We start from the raw sequence: 25,093 nt of genomic DNA on the forward strand, positions 1-25,093 counted from the left end.
TAGTTTGGTAGGGGCTACATGAAAGGTGGAGAAATGCTTGTTAGATAAAAATTCACCAGTTCCAATGTATATACAAATTGAAGAATTTTTAAAAGGAAAAATTTTCGAAGAGGAATATAAGGTAGGTGAGAATATTCCTTCTGAAAGAGAGTTTTCTGAACAGTTAGGTGTAAGTCGTATGACTGTAAGGCATGCCATCACGAATTTAGTAAACAGTGGCTTACTTTACCGAGAAAAAGGACGTGGTACATACGTAGCAAATCCAAAATTAGAGCAACCATTAAGTGGATTGACTAGTTTCACAGAAGATATGCGTTCAAGAGGATATGAGCCAAGCAATAAACTTATTCGTTTTGAGAAAATTATACCTCCAGTTGATATTGCAAAGGCATTGCAAATGAAAACGGGAGATGAAGTATTTTCCGTTGTTCGAATTCGTAACGCAGATCAGCTACCAATGGCTATTGAACGAACATATATACCAGTAGAAATCATTCCAGATTTGGATAAGAGTATGGTTCTGGGTTCGTTATACTCTCTAATAGAAGAAAGACATCATCAAAAGATTGGTCATGCTTCGCAGTTAATGGAAGCAGCACTAGTAACTAAAGAAGATAGTAAACTACTGAATATTGAGCAACCATCAGCTGTATTAATTATTGAACGAAAAAGTTATTTAAGTACTGGAATACCGTTTGAATTAGTGCGTAGTACATATCGCGCAGATCGCTATAAATTTATTAGTGAAATACAGAGGTGATAATATGCATCAATATTTTCAAGAGGTTCAACAATTATTAAATGTAATAGTAGAAGAAGAACAATCAAATATGACAAAAGCAGCCGAATTGATAGCTGAGCGTATCCAAAACGGAGGTATTTTACAACTATTCGGTTGTGGACATTCTCATATTCTAGCACAAGAAGCTTTTTACCGTGCTGGTGGTTTAGTACCAGTACGTCCTATATTCATTGAGTCATTGATGTTACATAAGGGTGCACTAACCTCTTCTGCTAATGAGAAAGATCCTAACTTCGTTTCGCAACATCGTCATCAATTTGAGTTCAATCCAAATGATGTATTATTAATTGTTTCCACGTCAGGAAGAAATGTTGTGCCTATTGATGTTGCATTATTAGCAAAAGAGGCTGGGGTGCGTGTTATTTCATTACAGTCACTTCATTATAAAGAGCAAGTTTCAAAACATAGTACAGGAAAACGCCTAGAAGATACGGCAGACTTCGTATTAGATACACATATCCCAATAGGTGATGGGTTATTGTGGAAAGATAGCGTGCAGTATGGTCCTGCATCTACGACAATCGGTTCGGCTATCTTGAATACGACACTTTCTCAAGTGATTGAAATATTAGCTAATGAAGGTGTCGAGCCGCCTGTATTTGAAAGTGCAAATTTAGATGGTAGTAAAGAAAAAAATGATTGTATGATAGCGAAGTATAGTAGACGAATAAACTTCGAATAAATATTAGTATGGGGGAGATTAATATGGAAAAAACTTATAAAATCACTAGTTCAGTAGGATTACATGCACGTCCATCAACAGTATTGGTTGCAGGTGTTACACCATTTGCATCAGATATACAGCTTGAGTACAAAGGAAAAACAGTCAATTTAAAATCTATTTTAGGTGTTATGTCATTAGGTGTTCCAACCGGTGAAGTTGTTACTATTAAAGCAGAAGGTTCAGATGCAGAAGCGGCAATCGCAAAAGTTTCAGAATTAATGATTTCAGAAGGCTTAGGACAAGAATGTTAGAGATTAAAGGTATTGCTGTCTCGAATGGAATAGCCATTGCGAATGCGTACTGCTTAGTAGAACCGGATCTAACCTTTGACAAATTGACTATTACTGATATAGAAGCAGAAAAATTAAGGTTTAAAGAAATTGTTTCTAAAACGAAAATTGAACTCGAAGCAATTCGTGAAGCTGCGGAAAAGAAATTTGGTCACGATAAAGCAGAAATTTTCTCTGCGCATTTATTAGTGCTGCAAGATCCAGAGATGTTAAATGCAATTAATATTCAGATAAGTGAAGGTGTAAATGCTGAATTTGCATTGCAAGAAACCTCAAATATGTTTATCGAGTTATTTGAATCTATGGACAATGAATATATGCAAGAACGTGCAGCTGATATTCGTGATGTAGCAAAGCGTTTATTAGCAAATTTATTGGGCATTGAATTACCCGATTATAGTCGTTTATCAAAGGATGTTATTATTGTTGCTGATGATTTAACACCATCTATGACTGCACAGCTTGATAAAACGCATGTGAAAGGCTTTGTGACAAATATCGGGGGACGTACATCTCATTCGGCTATTTTAGCAAGAACAATGGAGATACCGGCTGTTGTAGGGACAAAACTGGCAACAACAGATATCCCACACGGAGCTAAGATAATAATAGATGGTACAAAAGGAACAGTATTATTAGATGCTACAGAAGAAATAGTTGCTGAGTATTTATTAGCTCAAGAAGAGCAAGCAGCAGAGAGTGCAATGTTCCAGCAATTTGTAACAGCAGAAAGTATAAGTGCTGATGGACATCATGTAGAATTAGCGGGCAATATTGGTAAGCCGGAGGATGTAGACAATATTTTAGCTAACGGCGGTGATGGCATTGGCTTATTCCGTACTGAATTTTTATATATGGATCGTCAAGAATTGCCATCAGAAGAAGAACAATTTACCGCTTATAAAACAGTACTTGAAAAAATGGGCCAAAAACCGACAGTTGTTAGAACGTTAGATATAGGTGGAGATAAAGAGTTACCGTATTTGAAATTAGAGCCAGAGATGAATCCTTTCTTAGGGCATAGAGCTATAAGACTTTGTTTGGAACAACAAGATATTTTCCGGACACAGTTACGTGCACTTCTCCGTGCAAGTGTCCATGGTAATTTGAAAATTATGTTCCCTATGATTGCAACACTTGATGAATTCCGTAAAGCAAAAGCTTTATTGGAGGAAGAGAAAGAGAAGTTATTTAGTGAAGGAATTGAAGTTTCAAGTGATATTGAAATTGGCATGATGGTAGAAATCCCTTCAGCTGCGCTTATTGCAGATTTATTTGCTAAAGAAGCAGATTTCCTTTCTATTGGTACAAATGATTTAATCCAATACACTTTAGCTGCAGATCGTATGAATGAAAAAGTTTCTTATTTATACCAACCATTCCATCCGGCCATTTTACGTCTTGTAAAGATGGTCATTGATGCGGGCCATGCGAATGGAAAATGGGTAGGTATGTGTGGAGAAATGGCCGGAGATGAAATAGCTATACCTATTTTACTCGCTTTAGGTTTAGATGAATTTTCAATGAGTGCCTCTTCTATTCTACGTGCGCGTGCTCATATTTCGGACCTTTCAAAAGGAGAATTAATGCAACATTTAGATAAAATACTTTCACTTTCAACTTCAATGGAAGTAGAACAATATATGCAAAAATTATTAAACATGAACTATTAATTTGGCTATTACAAGAAGTCAATTTCTTATTCGCCAATAGAATGTCGGCAACCCCTGAAGATTGGAATTGTCGACATTTTTTATACGAAAAATGTCAATAAAACAATATTAATTCTCAAAATTAGAAGATATAACATAGTTGTGGTCTTAAGGAGGAAAAGCCGATGATTCAATTGGTACCACTAGAAGATAGTGAACAAGTTCATCGTTTACGAGATTATAGTTTTTCGAATAAATATATTGGAGAAAAAAGAAATGATTTTCAATATTGGGTAGAATATAGTACAACAATTGGAGCATATGATGGAAGAAAATTAGTTGGTCAATTGCTTGTGCTCCCATTGAATATGACGATTCACCAAATCTCATACAAAATGGGAGGTATTGGGTTCGTATGTACTTATCCAGAGTATCGAAATAGAGGGATTATGAAAAAATTGATGATTCGTGCTTTAGAAGAAATGAGAGAAAATGGTCAATGTATTTCTGTGTTAGCTCCATTTTCTGTCTCCTTTTATCGTTATTTCGGCTGGGAATTATTTTTTGATAAGCTGAATTATTCAATACCTAGTGAAGCCTTCCCTAATTTCGGTAATCAGTTAGATGTTGTAAAACGATTTAGTTTTGAATGGCTTGATGAACAGCTTTTTGATGAGGTAAGTACTTTTTATAATGACAATGCAGAGATAATGAATGGCTCTATGAAACGTGATGCAGCTTGGTGGAAAAGAATTCAGCGTAGAGAGCCCGACAGTCATTTTGCCGCTTATTATAAAGACGATGAAATTCAAGGTTTTGTACGTTATCAAATTCAGAATCTCACTTTTATTATTAAAGACTTTGTCGTAAAGGATCATGTTGCTGAGAAAGCGATTTGGCGTTATATCTCGTCTCATAGTGCAAGTGTTTATCACATTACTGGTAATACTGCAGGAACAAGTCATTTCGGATTTCACTTTAACCAGCCACAATTCAAGAAAGAGCTTGTCCAAGATTGTATGGTGAGAATTGTGGATGTTGAAGCATTTTTAAAAGAATACAATTGGGCAGAATTAACGGAAAACCTTTATTTACGTATTCAGGATCCGTTTGCCCAGTGGAATGAGAAGTTGTACTGTATTAATCGAGAAGGTCAAACAAAAGTAATTGAAACGGATAGCGTAGCTAATGGTCAAATCCTATCTTTGTCGATTAATATTTTTTCTGCTCTAATAGTTGGATATTTAAGTGTTACAGAAACAATGCTCTACGCGGAGCATCAACTTGATGATTCAGCCTTAAAGCTTTGGAACAAAGCGTTAAGAACAGAAAAACCGTCATTTTATGAATATTTTTAATGTCTTTTTATAAGAATTAATAGTTAATCAAAAAAATTTTGAAAAAAACTTTGGACTATACCAGTTGTTAGAAAAATCAGTAAATTCAAGCTGCTTATGAATATGCCAATAAAAAAATGCGAAAAAAAGGAAAATAAAGCGCGTTTAAGGTATTGTGGTATAGACCAATTTCTGCTATTCTCAATTTAGGAGTTAAATTACAAAAAAGGGGTGCTCTTCATGAAGAATATTATGCTAGTTTGTGTGGCAGGTATGAGTACTAGTTTACTAGTAACTAAAATGCAAAAAGCTGCTGAGGGACAAAATTTAGCTGCTGATATTTTCGCAATTTCAGAAAGTGAAGTTGATTCTACATTAGCAAATAAAAATATCGATGTCTTATTATTGGGACCTCAAGTACGCTATTTAAAGGGACCATTTGAAGCGAAATATAAAGCTAAAAACTTCCCAATTGAAGTGATCAATATGAGTGATTATGGCATGATGGACGGCGAAAAAGTGTTGCAACACGCACTGAATTTAATTGGATAATCAAGGAGGTTTAAGGTCATGCAAGAAACAGATTTATTACAGTCAATTATGGGGCTGATATTGCACAGCGGTAATGTAAAAAGTGATTGTATGGAAGCGATTCAACTTGCTAAACAAGGAAATGTAAGCGCTGCTAAAGAGAAAATTACATTAGCTAATAAATCTTTAGTAGAAGCACATCATTCTCAAACAGCGTTATTAACACAAGAAGCTAGAGGAGAAAAAGTAGAGGTTTCTATCATGTTAGTCCATGCACAGGATCACTTGATGAACGCTATTACTTTTAAAGATTTAGCAATTGAAATTATTGATTTATATGACCGTCTACAAGGGGCTTAACATCAGGTTTGATGTTTACCATATAAATAATCTATAACACAAGGGAGTGTGGAGAGGGATGTTTCGTTTTTTAGAGGAGAAGTTCGTTCCAGTAGCAGCAAGGGTTGGGAACCAGAGACATTTAGTTGCAATTCGTGACGGCTTTATTACAATCATGCCACTGACAATTATCGGTTCGTTAGCGGTATTATTCAATGGTTTACCAATTAAAGCATATCAAAAATTAATGGACTCTATTTGGGATCATGGAACGTGGACGCAATGGGGCGGCAATATGTGGAATGCTACATTTGCTATTATGTCTTTGCTTCTTGCTTTTACAGTTTCATACCACTTAGCTAAGAGCTATGGTAAAGATGGATTAACTGCAGGGGTAATCAGTTTATCTTGTTATATGACTTTCGGAACATTCGGTGAAGGCGGCTTAAGTGGATTAACCACCGGGACCGGGGGGATATTCGTCGCATTAATAGTTTCTCTTTTATCTTCAGAACTATTTTCAAGGTTATCAGGTAACAAACGTTTATTGATTAAAATGCCAGATGGTGTTCCACCTGCAGTTTCAAAATCTTTTGCAGCTTTATTACCTGCTATCATTACAATTGCATCATTTGCGTTGGTAAGAACAGTTATTTCAACAAGCTTTGATATTCCAGATATTATATCTTCATTCTATACAACGATTCAAGAACCATTTATGGGTCTGACAAATACATGGGCTGCAGGTTTGCTATTAGCTTTCGTACCTGTATTCTTATGGTCATTCGGTATTCATGGGGCGAACATTATCGAACCATTCATGCAAACTATTAATCTTCCAGCTATTGCTGAAAACCTTAAAGCAATAAATGCCGGTGAAACTGCACCGTATATTATTAACAAGCCATTCTTTGATGCTTTCGTTAATATGGGTGGATCGGGAACAACAATTGCTTTAGTAATCGCTATAATTCTTTTTGCTAGAAAGAATAAGCAATATAGTACGGTAGGTAGAATAGGTGCAGCACCAGCATTATTTAATATTAATGAGCCTTTAATGTTCGGTCTACCTATTATTTTAAATCCAATTTTAGTTATTCCATTTATTGTTACTCCAATGGTCAATGTAACAATTGCCTATTTCGCAACAAAATGGGGCTTCGTACCAGCTGCGACAATTGCAACACCTTGGACAACGCCACCAATTATTAATGGCTGGTTAGCAACACAATCATGGACGGGTGGATTACTAAGTGTAGTATTAATAACAATCTCAGTATGTATTTATCTACCTTTTGTAATGATGTCATCAAAAGCAGCTAAATTAGATAATACAGAAGGCACACAAGCAACTAAACCAAATCAATCAGTAGTGATGAAAAAAGAAGAAGCAGAAAAAGTAGAAGTTTAATTGATGGTAAGCGGAGGTATTCAAATGAGAAGATTAGGAATTTCAATTTATCCTCAACATAGCACGTTAGAGGAAATGCAAAACTATATCCAACTAGCGCATGATCATGGTTTTAGTCGGATATTCACTTGTCTAATGTCTATGAAAAATAATGAGGAAAAAGAAAAGTTACAACAAATCAATCAATTTGCGCAACAGCTTGGCTTTGATATTTCCGCTGACATCGCTCCTCAAGTCTTTGAGGAATTAGGCTTAACTTATAGAGATATCGCATTCTTAAAAGAACAATATCACTTAGCCGCTTTACGCTTAGATATGGGATTCTCTGGACAGGAGGAAGCGTTCATGTCATTGGACGCTTCAAACTTAAAAGTCGAACTTAATATTAGTAACGGTACAAAATATGTAGAAAATATTTTGTCTTATCAACCAAACCGTGAAAATATTATTGGCTGCCATAATTTCTATCCAAGAAAGTATACAGGTCTTTCGAGAGAGCATTTTATTAATTCTTCAAAGTTATTCAAAGATAATCATATTCGTACTGCGGCGATGATTTCTTCGAATCATGCGCAATATGGACCTTGGGAAGAAACACCGTACGGCTTACCTACATTGGAAGAGCACCGCGGTTTACCTATCACAGTTCAAGCGAAAGATCTTTGGCATACTGGCTTAATTGATGATTTGATCATTGGGAATATGTATGCAACTGAAGAAGAGCTACAAGCATTAGGAAAGCTGAATCGCCAAAAATTAGAACTTGATATTGTGCCATCTGCTGAAAATTCAGAGGTAGAAAATAAAATCATCTTTGAAGAGCCTCACTTTAACCGTGGCGATGTCTCTGAATATGTGATTCGCAGTACACAATCTCGTGTCAAATACAAATCGGAGCAATTCCAACCACATGATGTATTTGATATTAAAACAGGAGATGTCACGATAGATAATGACGAGGATATCCGTTACAAAGGTGAGTTACAATTAGTGCTAAAGGATATACCGAATTCAGGAAGTACGAATATTGTAGCCAAAGTGGTACCAGAAGAAATTTATTTACTTGAGAAAATTCGACCATGGGAATCTTTTGGATTTAATATGGTAGAGAAAAAAAGTTAGAATGAGTAAAAGGGTTGAGTGCTATGAATCTATAGTTCTCAATCCTTTTTACTTATCTAAGATGAAGTAAGTAGCTAGGGGGATGAAGATGTTTGTATTAGCGATTGATGGCGGCGGCACCAAAACATGTGCTGTTATTAGTGACGAAGGCGGACATATCCATGCAATGGTAACAGTCGGTAAAAGTAATCCAACAACAATGAGTCAAAAAGAATTTGAACAGGTAATCGATCAAGTATTAATAATATTAAAATCACAAAATCCAACAGCCTTTGCGCAAATTGCAAGCTGTTTTGCAGGTATGGCTGGGGTGAAAGAAAAACAATATGATCCAATTCTAATGGATGCTTTACATAGACACTTACCAAAAGAGGTGACGATTGAGATAGCAAATGATGCGATTAATGCGTTGTATGCTGGTACTTTAGGATCTGAAGGAATTGTGCAAATAGCAGGAACCGGAGCTATTACATTAGGATTAGATGATCAACACTACATTGTACGTACATCCGGTTGGGGATATTTGTTTGATGATGAAGGAAGCGGCTATGATGTAGGGGTACAGGCTTTAAAAGCTGTATTTAAAGCTTATGATGGTAGAGGATATCAAACTAATCTAACAGCGAGGTTGTGCCAGCACTTTCAAGTAGACGCGGTTCCTCAAATAATTGACCAAGTCTACGGTGAAGGCCATCCAAGAGCTGTTATTTCTCCACTTAGTATGTATGTGAGTGAAGAAGCTCTAAAAGGAGATATAGTAGCTCGCATCATTATTCAAAAGGCATGTGAAAAATACTTCCAATCTATTAAAGCATGTTTAGATCAAATGACTTGGTCTAAAGATAAGATTCCTGTTGTGTTGGCAGGTGGAGTATTCTCGAATGTTGAACTTTTCATACCGATACTCCAAAAATTGGCGCAAAAAGAAGTTGTAGAAATTCAGTTTTATCCTTCTCTTATGCCTCCCATTGGAGGAGCAGTTGTAGGTGGGATGAAAAAATGTGGACAATACATAGATCCGTGTTTTGTCGAGACATTTAATGAACAAATCTTGAAATCTAGTAGTGAAGTTTAAGTATTATTTCTCCCGTAAATTGGCTAGTACTCTCTAGCATCGAATTTACGGGATTTGTTTGTTATAAGATTATTTGTCTTAGAATGTATCTAAATTCAAAGCTCCTATAAAAATTACTTACATCAATCCTTGCAATCATCTAACTTTTTGTATATATTTTTCACGATACCTATTTTCTTACTAATAGGATAGGATTACTTACAAAATTTAAATTAAACGGAGTGAAAGCTATATGTTACATCAATTTTCACGTAATGAATTAGCCATTGGAACAGATGGAATAGATAAACTAAAAAATACTACTGTAGCAATTTTAGGAATTGGCGGTGTTGGATCGTTTGCTGCTGAAGCTTGTGCAAGAAGTGGTGTTGGTCGCATCATCTTAGTAGATAAAGACGATGTAGATATTACGAACATTAACCGTCAACTAGTAGCTTATATGTCGACAATCGGTCGCTCAAAATCAGCTGTTATGAAAGAGCGAATTGCTGATATTAATCCTGATTGTGAAGTCATAGATTTGCATATGTTCTACACAGAAGAAACGTATGAAAAGTTCTTTAGTTATGAACCAGATTATGTGATTGATGCTTCGGATACAGTTATATATAAAATTCACATTATGAAAGAATGCTTAAAACGTGGCGTAAAAATAATTGCAAGTATGGGTGCAGCAAATAAAATGGATCCAACACGCTTCCAAATTGCTGATATTTCAAAAACACATACCGATCCATTAGCTAAGGTAATTCGTGTGAAATTGCGTAAAGAAGGTATTAAAAAAGGAATACCTGTAATCTTCTCTGATGAGAGCCCGATTGTCGTTCGTCCAGATGTTGTACAAACAGTCGGTAAACCGGAAGCAGAAATTCGCAAAGCGCAATTGCCGCCATCATCAAATGCGTTCGTGCCATCTTCAGTTGGATTAATCGCTGCTAGCTGGGTAGTACGAGATATTTTGAGTGATATTGAGATTAAAACGGTGAGAGATTAATTTAGCTCGTTAAATGAAATGATAGCAAATAGTTAACTATCATCAAATTAATAAAGTTCGCTATTAAGGTTAATAGAAGTTTTGAGTTGAAATTTATAAACTTTATTTGAATATAGAGAATTTAAAATGCAAAAGCTATGAGCTTTTGCATTTTTTTATTAAAAGGAATTAACATTAATAAATGGATAAAATTGTTTAAAATTCAATTGAAAAGTATATCGTCTGCTGATATACTTTATATATCGGCTTGCGATGTAATTGCTGTTGATGTAAAGAGGTGATTTTATATGCAACAACATGGACCTTTAACAGAAGGTGTGTATTATATTTTGCTGGCGCTATATGAACCAAGGCATGGATATGGAATTATGCAACTGGTAGAATCATTGAGCAAGGGGCGTGTACAGCTTGGCCCAGGAACTTTATATGGAGCGCTTAAGTCCTTGGTTGAGAGAGGTTGGATTCAAACTGTTGAGGCTGAAGAGTCAACCAGAAAGAAACAATATATGATTACTGCACAAGGAAAAGGCGAAGTGGAAGCCGAAATAGTCAGGATGAAAGAATTAATAATGAATGGAGAATTGATGATAAAAGGAGGGATTGAATAGGTGAAGGGCGCATATAATTGTTTTTGGGACTTCGAAAAGGAAGAGAAATGGTTAAATGAACAATCTAAGAAAGGTCTACAACTAAAAAAAGTAAATTATTTTCGATATACATTTGAAGAGGATGCAACCGTAAATTATAACTATAAGTTAGAAAAACTGAAAGATAAAACAAATCGTCAAGAAAATAAAGAGTATATCGAGTTTTTACAAGATAGTGGCATAGAGCATGTAGATACTTATTTTGGATGGGTCTATTTAAGAAAAGATGCAAGTGAAGAACCTTTTGAACTTTATACTGATACGGCATCTAAAATGTCTCATTATCATCGAATTATCGCAATTCCAAGCGCCATTATCGTATTCAATGTACTAGTATTTTTCATTAATCTTTTCTTGGGTAAAGAATCAAATGTTGCGGATTTTATTTCCGGTATTAATTTGGGTATGGCAGTTACCTTATTTACTTTTATTCTATATACATTTAATAAAATTAGGAAACTAAAGAAATCTCAGATATTGTTTCATATTTGAATATGAAGCAATATTTGAGATTGTTAGAAGATGTTATTTATTAAAAACACAATGTAAATGCATTCAGAAAAGGAGACTTTCAATGGCATTAGTAATTCAAGAAGTTACAAAGAGATATCAGAATTTTGTGGCGGTGGATAATCTTTCTTTTACAATTGAAAAAGGAGAGATTTTCGGTCTGATTGGTCAAAACGGTGCAGGGAAAACGACGACTTTCCGTATGATTTTAGATTTGCAAGAAACAACATCTGGAACGATTTCTTGGAATGGGAAGTCAATACACGCGATAGACCGTGATTTACTCGGTTATTTACCAGAGGAACGCGGAATTTTCCCAACTATGACAGTGGAAGATCAGTTATATTTCTTTGGGGAATTAAGAGGACGCAAGAAAAAAGAGTTAAAAGAAGATGTGAATTATTGGATTGAACGTTTTGAGTTAGAGGAAAAGCGTAAGGCAAAAGCAGAGACACTTTCGAAAGGGAATCAACAGAAAGTTCAGCTTATCGCAAGTTTCATACATAAGCCTGAGTTTTTAATTCTAGATGAACCGTTTAGTGGATTAGATCCTGTGAACAAGGATTTATTGAAAGAAGCTATTTTATTTTTAAGGGAAAACGGTACTACCATTCTATTTTCAAGTCATCAAATGGAAAACGTAGAAGAGTTGTGTGATCATTTGTGCTTGTTAAAACGAGGCGTATCATTGTTTTCTGGTAGTTTGTTAGATTTAAAGAAACAATATGGTAAAACAAAGTTAACAGTGAGAACAGATATGACTATAGACGAACTTACGGCTTTACCAGGGGTAAAAGATGTAGCAATTGGCAAAGAACAATACACGCTTACATTAGAGGATGAATCATATGCAAAAGGAATCTTCGATCTCGTATCAAAAGGTGGTTACATTGAAAAATTCAGCCTGGATTATTTATCATTGGATGAAATTTTCAAAGATAAGGTAGGTGGCGGCAATGTCTAAGTTTTGGATATTAGTAAAGCAACTTTATAAGCAAAAGATTAAAGCGAAGTCATTTATTTTCTCTATTCTATTATATTTAGTTGTCATTAGTTGCGTGATGTTCTGGTCGGATATTAAAGAAGCCCTGTTTTCGGAAGAGCCTTTACAAGTTGCAGTTTTAAATGATACGGATGCGGATTTCAAAGCGCTTTTTACTTCCAGTGCAGATGTTGAATTTTCATTCCCAAAAGAGGATGAAAGCAAAGTTGAGAAAAAGGTGAAAGATGGAGATTTAGATGCTGCGATTTTCATTCAAGATAAGGCTGGATCATTAGTAGCTGAAATCGCAACATTTAATCCGCTTAAATTTAATGATCAGCAAAGCTTATCGGCTAGTATCCAATATGCAGGGAAGCTTTATGAAGTGCAACAGCTCAATTTAACAGCAGAGCAGGCAGATAAGATTTTACAATCTGAGACGACGATTACAACGAAAAACTTGAATGAAGAAGCTGCTGGTGGTAAAAGCGAAGATGAGAAGTCTGCGGGTATAGGCGCATCAATGATAGTTGGATTCATCATTTATGGGTTTGTCATGTCATTCTTATCGATGATTACGACGGATGTAGCTTCTGAGAAAGGGTCACGTGTGCTAGAAGTGCTTCTTGCGAGTATTAAACCAGTAACACACTTCTTGGCAAAATTAACAGGTACATTTTTACTTGCGGTAACGCAAATTGTTATTTTATTTGCAGTGCAATCGTTGCTATTTATATTAGTAGATGGCGGTGAAAAATGGGATACAGTAATTGAAGTAATTAATAGTCTGTCAGCTGGATATGTGGCATATGTACTGGCGTTTTTAATATTAACCATATTATTATTCCTAATTATGGGTGCCCTACTTGGTTCGCTTGTGTCAAAAGTAGAAGAGTCAGGTCAAGCGATGATGCCTGCAATGATGGTTGGTGTTGGTGGATTTTACGTCCTTTTATCAGGAATGTATAGTCCAGACACAATATTAGTAAAAGTGTGTTCTTATATTCCGTTTACTTCAGGAATGGTAATGCCGCTTCGTATAGGTGCAACCGATATTGCAGCTTCAGAGCCAATGATTTCACTAGGTATACTTATTGTGACTGTAGTATTGTTATTCATGCTAAGTCTATCATTCTACAAACGAAGTGTATTAACTTATAGCACGGGTGGTATTATCCAAAAAATTAAAACAGTATTAAAAGTTACGACATAATCAAATGCTAATAAGCTTAGATATTATACACGAGCAAAAATAATCTATAGGAGTTACCCCCTTATACTTTAATTACTAAGTAAGGGGGTTCCTTTGTTTAAATAACTATATCTGCATTTTTAATTGGATTTTCTGTATTCAGGTAATGTTCTTCTCCTAACCAGTATCTCCTTTTATATTTTAAAAGTATTGCTTGTTTATCCCCGATATAAGAATCCCGATTTAAAACTCTTTCATACCTTAATTCGCGAGGGCAATCTAAAAATATAGTATAGTCATAAAACTCTCGCCATTCTTTTCTTTGAAGAAATATACCTTCTATAAGAATGATACTAGCAACTGCAACAGAAATTTGTTTAGCTGAGATGGTATCGGTAGATTTATCATAGTACGGTAAAGTTATGTTCTTTTTATTGCACTTTAATCCTTCGAATAAACTTGTAGTTAACATCTTAATGTCCCATTGTAAGTAGTAATATTCATACCATTCCTCGTGTCCTGTTTCGTATCTTTTATGTTTTTTCTCAATATGATCATCAATATGTATAATGACTACTGAGCTGTTATTATTATTCAATTCCTGCTCAATTTTTTTTACTAATGTGGTTTTACCTGCGCCACTTAAACCGTCAATTGCGACTATTAAGGGACGTTCTTTAAATGTGCGTGTAGCAAATTGAAGTAATATTTTTTCTGCTAATTCTTTAATGTCCATCTATTTCATCCGCCTTTGTCTGAGTGTTTATTAAAAAGAGGTGTTCTCTAGTTTTTTAAGAAAGCTCCTTCAGTTTTATTATAATTTATTCTATTAATAAGACGATTTCCCTGCTTAAAAAAACTACCTAGTTAATTGGACGTGAAAATAGCAAACATAAATTTAGAAAGCTTGGCTTCAACAACAAAAGGGTTACCTTACAAGTACTAGACATGTAGGTAACCCTTTAAGCTATTTTTTAAATGATTTCAACTTATCATAAATCCCTGCCATGCGTTTTTCCTCGCCAGCAATAATAGGCTTATAATATTCGGTGCCGACAAGTTCTTCAGGTAAATATTCTTGGTCGACCCAGCCACCAAAAGTGCCGATAGGTGTGTTATGTGGATATTGATAACCTTCTACACCTAATGTTTTTGCACCTGCGTAATGAGCATCTCGTAAATGCATTGGAATGTCTCCTGTTTTCCCTGCTCGAATATCAGCGATGGCAGCATCAATTGCCGATATTGCAGAATTTGATTTGGATGCTAAACACATCTCGATCACGGCTTGAGCTAATGGAATACGTGCTTCAGGTAATCCAAGGCGCTCAGCTGCTTGTACAGCAGATAGAACATGTCCTCCTACTTCAGGATTTGCAAGACCAATATCTTCATAGCCCATAACGAGTAATCTACGAGAAACAGCTACTAAGTCTCCATTTTCTAAACAATGCGCTAAATAGTAGAGTGCGGCGTTCGTATCACTACCTCTTACTGATTTTTGTAAAGCCGATAATAGATTATAAAAATGAGAACCTTTTTTATCTCCGAAAACTCCGATACGTTCTGCTAGATTTTTGACTGTATCATCCTGTACAATCGTTTCATTATTCACTTCATCAGAAGCGTAATAAATGGACTCTAACAATGTTAATGCTTTTCGCGCATCACCGTGAGCTGCAACTACTATTTTGTCACGTTGTGAATCGCTTAATCTTATTGTATAACGACCAAGTCCACGTTCTTTATCTTCTAGAGCGCGTAACACAAGTGCGTCAATATCTTCATAAGTTAATCTTTTTAGCTGCTTAATCTCGCCGCAGCGTGAGCGAATGGCAGGGTTCACATCATGAAATGGATTTTCAGTTGTGGCACCTATTAATACAATAGATCCATTTTCAACGTGGGGTAACAATGTGTCTTGTTGTAATTTATTGAAACGATGGATTTCATCTAAAAACAGTAACACTTTACCTGTTAACTGTGCTTCTGCTACTACGTCTTCAACATCTTTCTTTCCTGCGCGTGTTGCATTGAGAGCAAAGAATGGCAGATGGGAAGTACCTGCGATAGCATAGGCAATCGACGTTTTCCCGATTCCGGGTTCACCGTATAGTAATATGGAAGGGACATGCCCGTTTGAAATCATTTTATATAGTGTAGTATTTTTTCCTATAATGGTTTGTTGACCAACGACTTCATCTAAGTTACGTGGTCGCATGCGGAATGCGAGTGGTTCATTTGGCAAAGTGATTGCCTCCTCTCGTACATTTGTTCTATTTTTATGCTTGTAACATTTATGATAAAGCATTCCCGAGTAGAATGGAAGGAAATATGCTATACTTTAACGTATAAATGTAAGCTACTATATAGAGGTGTATACTTTGAAAATCTCAACTAAAGGCCGTTATGGTCTAACAATTATGATTGAATTAGCCAAACAATACGGGCAAGGTCCAATTCCTTTGCGACAAATTGCAGCAGATAATGATTTGTCAGAAGCTTATTTGGAACAGCTTGTTTCTCCCCTTAGAAACTCAGGTTTAGTGAAGAGTGTTCGTGGGGCTTATGGTGGCTATATGTTATCAAAACCACCGCATTTAATTTCAGCAGCTGATGTTATTCGTGTACTTGAAGGACCGATTCAACCAGTTGAAGGAATTGAAAATGAAGCCCCACCTCAACGACAGCTATGGATGGGGATTCGTGATGCAGTGAAGAATGTATTAGATACAACTTCATTAGAAGATTTAGCTGCTTATAAAGAACAAGATTCTGATGAAGGCTATATGTTTTATATTTAATGAATTAATCTCATTGCTTCTTATTAAGGGATGAATCAGTAAGTATAAATAATTCAGTGGGTATTAACCCGAGTTGAATAAAGTTAAAGCCTTGGGCAAACAACCTCGTTCTAAATCGGGATAGATTTTTTCGACGAAAGCAAATCGTCGGAAATAAACCGCCCAAGGCGAATTTGATAGGAGTTTTTTACGATGAAAGAAATTTATCTAGACCATGCAGCCACTTCTCCAATGCATCCAGAAGTTATTGAGAAAATGACTGAGCTTATGGGTTCTGTTTACGGTAATGCATCTAGTATTCATAGTATTGGACGTCATGCAAGAAAATATTTGGACGATGCCAAAATGGTACTTGCACAATCAATCGGTGCTAAAGACCAAGAAATCATTATGACAAGTGGTGGTTCTGAAGCAGATAATTTAGCTATTTTCGGTACGGCATATGCACGCCGCAATGAAGGTCGTCATATTATTACGTCTCAAATCGAACATCATGCAGTATTGCATACGTGTGAGCGTCTTGAAAAACAAGGCTTTAAAGTAACGTATTTACCTGTCAATGCACAGGGTGTCGTTTCTGTCCAAGATGTCCAACAGGCATTAACTGATGATACGATCTTAGTAACAATTATGTATGGTAATAATGAAGTAGGATCGATTCAGCCGATTAAAGAAATCGGATCACTATTAAAAAATCACAAAGCAACATTCCATACAGATGCAGTTCAAGCTTATGGTATAGAGAAATTTAACGTGGAAGATCTACAAGTAGATTTACTTTCGGTTTCTGCTCATAAATTGAACGGACCAAAAGGAATAGGTTTCCTATATCAACGTGAAAATACACCATTACAATCCACCTTGCTTGGTGGAGAACAAGAGCGTAAACGTCGAGCAGGAACTGAGAATATTCCTGCGATTTGTGCGTTTGCAGAAGCAGTACGAATTGCACAAGCAAATTTTGAAGTGAAACAGCAGGAATTTGTTAGCTTTCAAGAATTATTTTTAAATACATTAGATAAAGCTAAAATTTCTTATCATGTAAATGGTGATAGAGCTAACTCTTTACCACATGTATTGAATATTAGTTTTACAGGTATGGATGTAGAATCCTTCCTCGTAAATTTAGATATGGCAGGTATCGCAGCTTCAAGTGGTTCTGCATGTACGGCTGGATTAATAGATCCATCACATGTGTTGGTTGCAATGTACGGAAAAGGTGCACCAGAACTGCGCAATTCAATTCGTTTTAGCTTCGGACTTGGGCTCTCTTTAGAGGATGTTCAAGTAGCTGCTGATAAAACAGTTGAAATTGTTGAGCGCTTAGCGAAATAAAAGAAAAAAGGTGAATGTTATGAACGCAACAAAAGACCCCTCAAAAACACGCGTTGTTGTCGGCATGTCTGGAGGAGTCGATTCTTCAGTTGCTGCGTATTTATTGAAAAAACAAGGCTATGATGTAATTGGCATCTTCATGAAAAACTGGGATGATACAGACGAATTTGGTGTTTGTACGGCAACTGAAGATTATGATGATGTTATTAAAGTATGTAACCAAATCGGAATCCCTTATTATGCAGTAAACTTTGAAAAGCAATATTGGGATAAAGTTTTTACTTACTTCTTAGATGAATACAAAGCAGGACGTACACCAAATCCTGATGTAATGTGTAACAAAGAAATCAAATTCAAAGCATTCCTTGAACACGCATTAAAACTAGGTGCTGACTATTTAGCAACGGGTCACTACGCACAAGTGGCAGAGCGTGATGGTGAGACAGTCATGTTACGTGGAAAAGATAATAATAAAGATCAAACGTACTTCTTGAACCAACTTTCACAGGAACAACTTTCAAAAGTAATGTTCCCAATTGGGCATTTAGAGAAACCAAAAGTACGTGAAATTGCACTGGAAGCTGGATTAGCAACTGCTACAAAAAAAGATTCAACAGGTATTTGCTTCATCGGAGAACGTAATTTCAAACAATTCTTAAGCCAATACTTACCTGCGCAACCAGGCAATATGGAAACAATGGATGGCAAGGTTATGGGTAAACACGACGGTTTAATGTACTACACAATTGGACAACGTCACGGCTTAGGTATTGGTGGCGACGGTGAACCTTGGTTTGTACTTGGTAAAGATTTAGAAAAAAACGTGTTATTAGTCGGACAAAACTTCCATAATGATAAACTGTATTCTCATAGCTTAACAGCAGTGAAATTAGGTTTTACTTCAAATAAACCAAAACAAGAGAAATTTAGTTGTACAGCTAAATTCCGTTATCGCCAAGAAGATACTCCGGTAGAGGTTGAAATGTTGGGTGATGATAAAGTGCGTGTTACTTTTGAAGAACCAATACGTGCTATCACACCAGGACAATCTGTCGTATTTTATGATGGTGACGAATGTTTAGGTGGCGCAACAATCGATGAAGTCTTTAAAGACGGTAAAAAATTAACGTATGTAGGTTAATAGGAGTGGAAATAGTGGATTTTAATGAACAAGGTATAAAGGCTATTCAAGAAAAGCGTTACGAAGACGCTGTTAAAGCTTTTACACAAGCAATAGAGGAAGAACCGAATAATACAGTAGGTTACATTAACTTTGGTAACCTACTAGCTTCTATGGATGAAACTGAAAGAGCAGAGCGTTTCTTTCAAAAAGCAATTACTTTAGATGAAAAAGCAGCGACAGCATATTACGGATTAGCCAATTTATATTATAATAGCGAGCGTTTTATGGAAGCTGCTAAATTATATGAAATTGCTATTCGCCTAGGTATTGAAGGTGAAGATGCATTTTATATGCTTGGAAAGAGCTTTGAACGTGCTGGTGAAACAAAATTAGCGTTACCTTATTTACAAAGAGCTGCAGAGTTAGCTCCTGAAGACGTACAAGTTCGTCTAGCATACGGAATTTTACTTTGCTCATTAGAAATGTTTGATGTAGCACAAAAAGAATTACAATATGTGATCGACCAAGACTGGAATAATGCAGATGCCCACTATAACTTAGGTGTACTTTATGCAGTATCAACTGAGCGTACAGAAGATGCTTTGTATCATTTAAAACAAGCATTTACATTACAACCTGAGTTTGAACAAGCGCGTTATATCCACGATATGATTGCTATGAAGCAACAATAAAAAGGAGGGGACAGCGTTGACTGAAAATGTATCAGTGTTTCAAGAAGAACAGCTATTTATAGTCGGTCGGCCTGTCGTCTCTATCTTCCATAATCCTCAGAATTTATTTTCCATCATTAAGTTGAAAATCCAAGAAACGAATACGACATATCAAGAAAAAGAAATTATCGTGACAGGCTTTTTTCCATCTGTCGTTCAAGAAACGTTGTATCGTTTTACTGGACAATTGAAACAGCATCCTAAATACGGCATACAATTTCAAGCTAATACTTTTGTTAAAGAGATTCCTGGTACTGAACAAGGTGTCGTACATTACTTGTCGAGTGATTTATTCCCAGGGATAGGTCATAAAACGGCTGAGACAATCGTTAAAAAGCTAGGGAAAGACGCCATTAAAATTATTATTAATAATCCGGATGCACTTGATGAAATTCCAAGGCTTACAGAAGATAAAAAAGAGACATTACGCTCCGTACTAGAGCAAAATCTAGGATTGGATCGTATTATGATCCAATTAAATGATTGGGGCTTTGGCCCACAACTAGCAGTGCGTATATACCAAATGTATGAAAATGAAACAATCCAACTTTTAACAGAGAATCCTTACAGACTTATTGAAGAAGTTGAAGGTGTAGGTTTTCAACGTGCCGATGAATTAGGAGCTAAACTACATATTACAGGGGACCATCCAGATCGTATTAAAGCTGCTGTGTTACACCTATTAAATGCAGGTGCTCTGTCAGAGGGGCATGTATATATGGAAGCGAAGGATATTCTGCCACAAGCGAAAAGCCTACTTGAAATGAGTCAGGCATATGAAATTCCTTTTGAGGCGATTTCAAAAGCCTGTATCGAGCTTCGCGAGGACAGTAAAATTTGTGGTGAAGAAACACGCCTCTATATGCCGTCTTTGTATTTTTCTGAGATTGGTATTGCTTCTAAAATTACAGAGTTAGTTCAAAAAAATGCTGAACAATCCGCGTTCCCTACATCTGAAATCCGAAAATTTATCGGTGATGCTGAGGAACGTTTTGGTGTTTCATATGCAGAAACGCAAGTGGACGCCATTGAGAAGGCTATTAACTCAGCAGTTATGATTTTAACAGGTGGCCCTGGTACAGGGAAAACGACTGTAGTTAGAGGGATTGTAGACGTTTATGCAGAGCTTCATGGCCTAACTTTAAATCCAAAAGACTATATTGAAAAAGACGAGCCTTTTCCGATTGTATTAGTGGCGCCGACAGGAAGAGCAGCTAAGCGTCTTAGCGAATCAACTGAATTACCAGCAATGACTATTCACCGTTTGCTTGGCTTCACTGGACAAGAAAAGGAAGAGGAAACGGAGAAGGAAGTTGGAGGAAGGCTCATCATTGTCGACGAAATGTCGATGGTTGATACATGGCTCGCTCATCAGTTGTTGAAATCGTTAAATGACGATTGCCAAGTTATTTTTGTTGGTGACCAAGATCAATTGCCGCCAGTAGGTCCTGGACAAGTGCTAAAAGATTTACTTGCTTCTAAAGCAATTCCAACTGTTGAGTTAACTGATGTATATAGACAAGCAGATGGCTCATCAATTATTGAACTTGCCCATCAAATGAAAAAAGGCGAAATGCCGCAAAACATGCTTGCAAAAACATCCGATCGTTCTTTTATTCAAGCTAGCTCCGACCAAGTAGCAGATGTTATCAAACAAGTCGTATCAAGTGCTGTTAAGAAAGGCTTCTCCATTCATGATGTGCAAATTTTAGCACCTATGTATAGAGGACCTGCAGGCATTGATGCTATTAATAAAATGATTCAGGAACTTGTTAATCCGAAGAAAACTGAAAAGAGTAAGGAAATAACATTTGGTGATGTGACGTATCGTATTGGTGATAAAATTTTACAGCTTGTCAATCAACCGAATAGCAATGTCTTTAACGGTGATATGGGAGAAGTAATTAGTATTATCAAAGCTAATGAGACAATTGAGAAACAAGACTTACTTGTAGCTTCATATGATGGCATTGAAGTAACATATCAACGCGGTGATTTGAATCAGATCACACTTGCTTACTGTTGTTCAATTCATAAATCACAAGGTAGTGAATTCCAAACAGTTATTATGCCAGTAGTACGTGGTTATTCTAAAATGTTACGTAAAAACTTGTTGTATACAGGAATTACGAGGGCAAAAAACTTCCTCATTCTTTGTGGTGAAATTGATGTGTTTAAGTATGGTATGCTAAGAACGGATGATCTTCAAAGAAACACTACTTTAGCACAACGTCTTCAAATAGAAGAAGTTCTAGAGGCGGTTAAAGATTCTGTTGAGCCAGAATTGGCGCAAGTGTCAGAAACAACTAATTCAACAAATGTCGAGCCACAAGAAGAGCAACTATCGTTGGAATCACAGTCCTTGAATACTGATAATTATTTAGATATTCATCCTTTAATCGGCATGAAAGGTATAAGTCCTTATGATTTTCTTGAAGAAGAGATTTGACAGATACAAAGACCTTTTTTAAAATAAGATTGAGTCGATATTTGAAAACAATCGTATTTTCGAATATTTGTAACTAACAATATATATATCGTTTAAAACTACGAAGGATATAAGTACATTATGCAATGTGCACAGAAAGAGGTTCCTAGGCTGCAAGAACCTTCACAAATCATTTTGGAAAGCTCATCCTGAGTACAGCTAATCCCTGTCGTTTGCCGCGTTAAGGCTTAATGAAGAGACAATAGATTCAAGACCGGTCTATTGTAACTAGGGTGGTACCGCGAATTTTCAACCTTCGTCCCTTTTATAGTGGATGAAGGTTTTTTATTGTCTAAAGGAGGAATAAGCAAATGAAAACTGCAGCAGAAATTCGTCGTAAATATATTGAGTTCTTTGAAGAGAAAGGACATAAACAAGAGCCAAGTGCTCCACTTGTACCTATTAATGACCCATCATTATTATGGATCAACTCAGGTGTAGCAACATTAAAAAAATACTTTGATGGTCGTGTTATACCTGACAATCCTCGTATAGTAAATGCACAAAAGTCTATCCGTACAAACGATATCGAAAACGTAGGTAAAACAGCTCGTCACCATACATTCTTCGAAATGTTAGGGAACTTCTCAATCGGTGATTACTTCAAAAAAGAAGCTATTCACTACGCTTGGGAGTTCTTAACAGATGAAAAATGGATGGGCTTTGAACCTGAAAAACTTTCAATTACTATTCACCCTGAAGATACTGAAGCATATACAATCTGGAAAGATGAAATCGGGGTTCCTGAGGAGCGCTTAATTCGTCTTGAAGGAAACTTCTGGGATATCGGAGAAGGTCCAAGTGGTCCAAACTCAGAAATCTTCTATGACCGTGGTGAATCATACGGTGCAGACGAATCAGATCCTGAACTATATCCAGGTGGAGAAAATGAGCGTTACTTAGAAATTTGGAATCTTGTTTTCTCAGAGTTCAACCATAATCCTGATGGCACATACACGCCGCTGCCAAAACAAAATATTGATACTGGTATGGGTCTAGAACGTATGGCTTCTGTTGTGCAAAATGTACCAACAAACTTTGATACGGATTTATTTATGCCAATTATCGAGCATACTGAACGTATTTCTGGTGAAAAATATCACGTTGATGTAAACAAAGATGAAGCGTTTAAAGTAATCGCTGACCATATTCGTACTGTGGCATTTGCTATAGGTGATGGGGCACTTCCATCAAACGAAGGACGTGGCTATGTATTACGCCGTTTACTACGCCGTGCCGTACGTTACGCAAAACAATTAGGTATTGAGAAACCATTTATGTATGATTTAGTACCAACTGTTGGCGAAATTATGGTGGACTTCTATCCAGAAGTAAAAGAAAAACAAGATTTTATCCAACGTGTTATTAAAAATGAAGAAGTTCGTTTCCATGAAACATTAGACGGTGGTTTAGCTATTTTCAATGAAGTAGTTGAAACGCAAAAAGCAGCAAACTCAACTATCGTGCCAGGTAAAGATGCTTTCCGCCTTTACGATACTTATGGTTTCCCTGTTGAATTAACTGAAGAATATGCTGAAGAAGTAAATATGACTGTAGACCACGAAGGTTTTGAAAAAGAGATGGAAGCACAACGTAACCGTGCTCGTGCAGCTCGTCAAGACGTCGATTCAATGCATGTTCAATCTGAAGTATTGGCTAATCTAAACCAAGAAAGTACATTTGTCGGTTATGAAACATTAACAACACATACAAAAGTAGTTGCAATCGTAGCAAATGGACAAGAAGTGAAAGAAGCTTCTGAAGGTGAAGAAGTTTTAGTTATTCTTTCGGAAACGCCATTTTATGCAGAGTCAGGTGGTCAAATTGCAGACCATGGTACAATCTCAAATGACTCATTCACTGCGTCAATTAAAGATGTACAGAAGTCGCCGAACGGTCAAAACTTGCATACAGTTATTATAGAAACTGGAGAAATGCATATTGAAGATGAAGTTCATGCAATTGTGGATCGCGATGCTCGCAATCAAACGATTAAAAATCACACAGCGACTCACCTATTACAACGTGCATTAAAAGACACATTAGGAGATCATGTAAACCAAGCAGGTTCTTATGTAGGACCAGATCGTTTACGATTTGACTTCTCTCATTTCGGTCAAGTAACAAAAGAAGAGTTAGAAACAATTGAACAAATTGTGAACGAAAAAATTTGGGACGATATCGCCGTTATTATTGAAAACAAAGCAATCGATGAAGCAAAAGCAATGGGTGCAATGGCTTTATTCGGAGAGAAATATGGTGATGTAGTTCGTGTTGTACAAGTTGGCGACTATTCATTAGAACTTTGTGGTGGTATTCACGTAGACCGTACTTCACAAATTGGTTTCTTTAAAATTGTTTCTGAGAGCGGAATTGGAGCAGGTACTCGTCGTCTTGAAGCTGTTACAGGTAAAGCAGCTTTCGTTGCAGCAAAAGAAGAGCAACATATTCTGGAGCAAGCAGCAGCACTATTAAAAGCTAATCCAAAAGATTTAGTTGCACGTGTTGAAGGTTTACAACATGATTATAAAGAACAACAACGCGAAAATGCTGCACTATCTTCTAAAATTGCAAACGCTCAAGCATCAAATATTTTATCTGCAGCTAAAGAAATTGGTGAAGTCACAGTTCTTGCTACTAAAGTAGAAGCAAAAGACAACAATCAATTACGTCAATTAATGGATGACCTAAAAGAAAAAATGAAGAATAGTATCATTGTTTTAGGTGCAACTGAAGGCGATAAAGTAATGCTTATCGCAGGTGTTACAAAAGACATAGCTGGTGGGAACTATCACGCTGGAAATATCGTTAAACAAGTAGCTGAACAATGCGGTGGTAAAGGTGGCGGTCGCCCAGATATGGCGATGGCTGGAGCAAAAGATGGCTCTAAACTTGCAGAAGCGCTTGAATCTGTTTATGATTATGTAAAATCTATTTAAAAGGTAGCTCTAATACGTTATACTTACTATGAATAGAAGATTTTTTATACTTTCAAAAACTTAAA

The 25,093-nt window shown here is 36.3% G+C and carries 23 protein-coding genes and 1 other annotated feature; of the genes, 21 read left to right on the forward strand and 2 right to left on the reverse strand.

Going from position 1 to position 25,093, the window contains the following annotated elements; translation table 11 throughout:
• The first annotated feature begins 37 nt into the window (after positions 1–37).
• From MHH85_RS03770 to MHH85_RS03840, 15 genes are all read left to right on the forward strand, one after another.
• Positions 38–760 carry a GntR family transcriptional regulator gene (locus MHH85_RS03770; RefSeq protein WP_340705987.1) on the forward strand — a complete coding sequence of 241 codons (723 nt, stop codon included), beginning with the start codon at positions 38–40 and terminating at the stop codon, positions 758–760.
• Positions 761–764: 4 nt separating this feature from the next.
• Complete coding sequence (locus tag MHH85_RS03775) at positions 765–1,484, forward strand: sugar isomerase domain-containing protein (protein WP_193740549.1); 720 nt, start codon at positions 765–767, stop codon at positions 1,482–1,484.
• A gap of 23 nt (positions 1,485–1,507) precedes the next feature.
• Positions 1,508–1,777 (forward strand): phosphocarrier protein HPr, encoded by a 270-nt coding sequence (locus MHH85_RS03780; RefSeq protein WP_038187323.1) that lies wholly within the window; start codon positions 1,508–1,510, stop codon positions 1,775–1,777.
• Positions 1,771–3,489, forward strand: a complete 1,719-nt coding sequence (ptsP, locus tag MHH85_RS03785) for a phosphoenolpyruvate--protein phosphotransferase (protein WP_340705988.1) — start codon at positions 1,771–1,773, stop codon at positions 3,487–3,489. The genes MHH85_RS03780 and ptsP overlap by 7 nt, the downstream gene beginning before the upstream one ends.
• 164 nt (positions 3,490–3,653) lie before the next feature.
• Positions 3,654–4,826 (forward strand): GNAT family N-acetyltransferase, encoded by a 1,173-nt coding sequence (locus tag MHH85_RS03790; RefSeq protein ID WP_340705989.1) that lies wholly within the window; start codon positions 3,654–3,656, stop codon positions 4,824–4,826.
• Between the two features lie 219 nt (positions 4,827–5,045).
• Positions 5,046–5,357 (forward strand): PTS sugar transporter subunit IIB, encoded by a 312-nt coding sequence (locus MHH85_RS03795; RefSeq protein ID WP_038187317.1) that lies wholly within the window; start codon positions 5,046–5,048, stop codon positions 5,355–5,357.
• Positions 5,358–5,375: 18 nt separating this feature from the next.
• Positions 5,376–5,696 (forward strand): PTS lactose/cellobiose transporter subunit IIA, encoded by a 321-nt coding sequence (locus MHH85_RS03800; RefSeq protein ID WP_053416449.1) that lies wholly within the window; start codon positions 5,376–5,378, stop codon positions 5,694–5,696.
• 58 nt (positions 5,697–5,754) lie between these two features.
• Entirely contained in the window at positions 5,755–7,086 is a 1,332-nt protein-coding gene (locus tag MHH85_RS03805; RefSeq protein WP_340705990.1) for a PTS sugar transporter subunit IIC, read from the forward strand.
• A 24-nt stretch (positions 7,087–7,110) separates the two neighbouring features.
• A complete protein-coding gene (locus MHH85_RS03810; RefSeq protein WP_340705991.1) occupies positions 7,111–8,208 on the forward strand; it encodes a DUF871 domain-containing protein in 1,098 nt (365 codons plus the stop codon).
• 88 nt (positions 8,209–8,296) lie between these two features.
• Entirely contained in the window at positions 8,297–9,283 is a 987-nt protein-coding gene (locus MHH85_RS03815) for an N-acetylglucosamine kinase (RefSeq protein WP_340705992.1), read from the forward strand.
• Between the two features lie 232 nt (positions 9,284–9,515).
• A complete protein-coding gene (locus MHH85_RS03820; RefSeq protein ID WP_038187302.1) occupies positions 9,516–10,277 on the forward strand; it encodes a tRNA threonylcarbamoyladenosine dehydratase in 762 nt (253 codons plus the stop codon).
• A gap of 287 nt (positions 10,278–10,564) precedes the next feature.
• The gene (locus MHH85_RS03825) at positions 10,565–10,885 is read left to right on the forward strand and encodes a PadR family transcriptional regulator (protein ID WP_193740543.1); all 321 of its coding nucleotides are present in this window, start codon (positions 10,565–10,567) and stop codon (positions 10,883–10,885) included.
• Complete coding sequence (locus tag MHH85_RS03830; protein WP_340705993.1) at positions 10,886–11,416, forward strand: DUF2812 domain-containing protein; 531 nt, start codon at positions 10,886–10,888, stop codon at positions 11,414–11,416. It abuts the gene before it with no gap.
• Between the two features lie 82 nt (positions 11,417–11,498).
• Positions 11,499–12,398, forward strand: a complete 900-nt coding sequence (locus tag MHH85_RS03835) for an ABC transporter ATP-binding protein (protein WP_340705994.1) — start codon at positions 11,499–11,501, stop codon at positions 12,396–12,398.
• Positions 12,391–13,629, forward strand: coding sequence for an ABC transporter permease (locus MHH85_RS03840; protein WP_193740540.1), 1,239 nt, complete (start codon positions 12,391–12,393; stop codon positions 13,627–13,629). The genes MHH85_RS03835 and MHH85_RS03840 overlap by 8 nt, the downstream gene beginning before the upstream one ends.
• A 97-nt stretch (positions 13,630–13,726) precedes the next feature.
• Here the strand turns inward: MHH85_RS03840 and MHH85_RS03845 are convergent, their stop codons facing one another.
• Together MHH85_RS03845 and MHH85_RS03850 are read right to left on the reverse strand one after the other, a co-directional pair.
• Entirely contained in the window at positions 13,727–14,344 is a 618-nt protein-coding gene (locus MHH85_RS03845) for a kinase (RefSeq protein WP_340705995.1), read from the reverse strand.
• A 231-nt stretch (positions 14,345–14,575) separates the two neighbouring features.
• A complete protein-coding gene (locus tag MHH85_RS03850; protein WP_340705996.1) occupies positions 14,576–15,856 on the reverse strand; it encodes a replication-associated recombination protein A in 1,281 nt (426 codons plus the stop codon).
• Between the two features lie 136 nt (positions 15,857–15,992).
• Here MHH85_RS03850 and cymR point away from each other — a divergent pair, with 136 nt between their 5' ends.
• From cymR to alaS, 6 genes are all read left to right on the forward strand, one after another.
• Positions 15,993–16,412, forward strand: coding sequence for a cysteine metabolism transcriptional regulator CymR (gene cymR / locus MHH85_RS03855; protein ID WP_193740537.1), 420 nt, complete (start codon positions 15,993–15,995; stop codon positions 16,410–16,412).
• 192 nt (positions 16,413–16,604) lie between these two features.
• Positions 16,605–17,747, forward strand: coding sequence for a cysteine desulfurase family protein (locus tag MHH85_RS03860; RefSeq protein ID WP_340705997.1), 1,143 nt, complete (start codon positions 16,605–16,607; stop codon positions 17,745–17,747).
• A gap of 19 nt (positions 17,748–17,766) precedes the next feature.
• Positions 17,767–18,888, forward strand: coding sequence for a tRNA 2-thiouridine(34) synthase MnmA (gene mnmA / locus MHH85_RS03865; protein ID WP_053416438.1), 1,122 nt, complete (start codon positions 17,767–17,769; stop codon positions 18,886–18,888).
• A 14-nt stretch (positions 18,889–18,902) separates the two neighbouring features.
• Positions 18,903–19,562: a tetratricopeptide repeat protein gene (locus MHH85_RS03870; RefSeq protein ID WP_340705998.1), complete on the forward strand. Its 660-nt coding sequence runs from the start codon at positions 18,903–18,905 to the stop codon at positions 19,560–19,562.
• A 16-nt stretch (positions 19,563–19,578) separates the two neighbouring features.
• Positions 19,579–22,050: an SF1B family DNA helicase RecD2 gene (recD2, locus tag MHH85_RS03875; RefSeq protein ID WP_340705999.1), complete on the forward strand. Its 2,472-nt coding sequence runs from the start codon at positions 19,579–19,581 to the stop codon at positions 22,048–22,050.
• Between the two features lie 91 nt (positions 22,051–22,141).
• Positions 22,142–22,356 (forward strand) — a binding site (T-box leader).
• A gap of 44 nt (positions 22,357–22,400) precedes the next feature.
• On the forward strand, positions 22,401–25,028 hold the full coding sequence (gene alaS / locus MHH85_RS03880; RefSeq protein ID WP_340706000.1) for an alanine--tRNA ligase: 2,628 nt from the start codon (positions 22,401–22,403) through the stop codon (positions 25,026–25,028).
• Positions 25,029–25,093 lie beyond the last annotated feature (65 nt).

The organism is Viridibacillus sp. FSL E2-0187 (assembly GCF_038006425.1).
GTDB lineage: Bacteria > Bacillota > Bacilli > Bacillales_A > Planococcaceae > Viridibacillus > Viridibacillus arvi.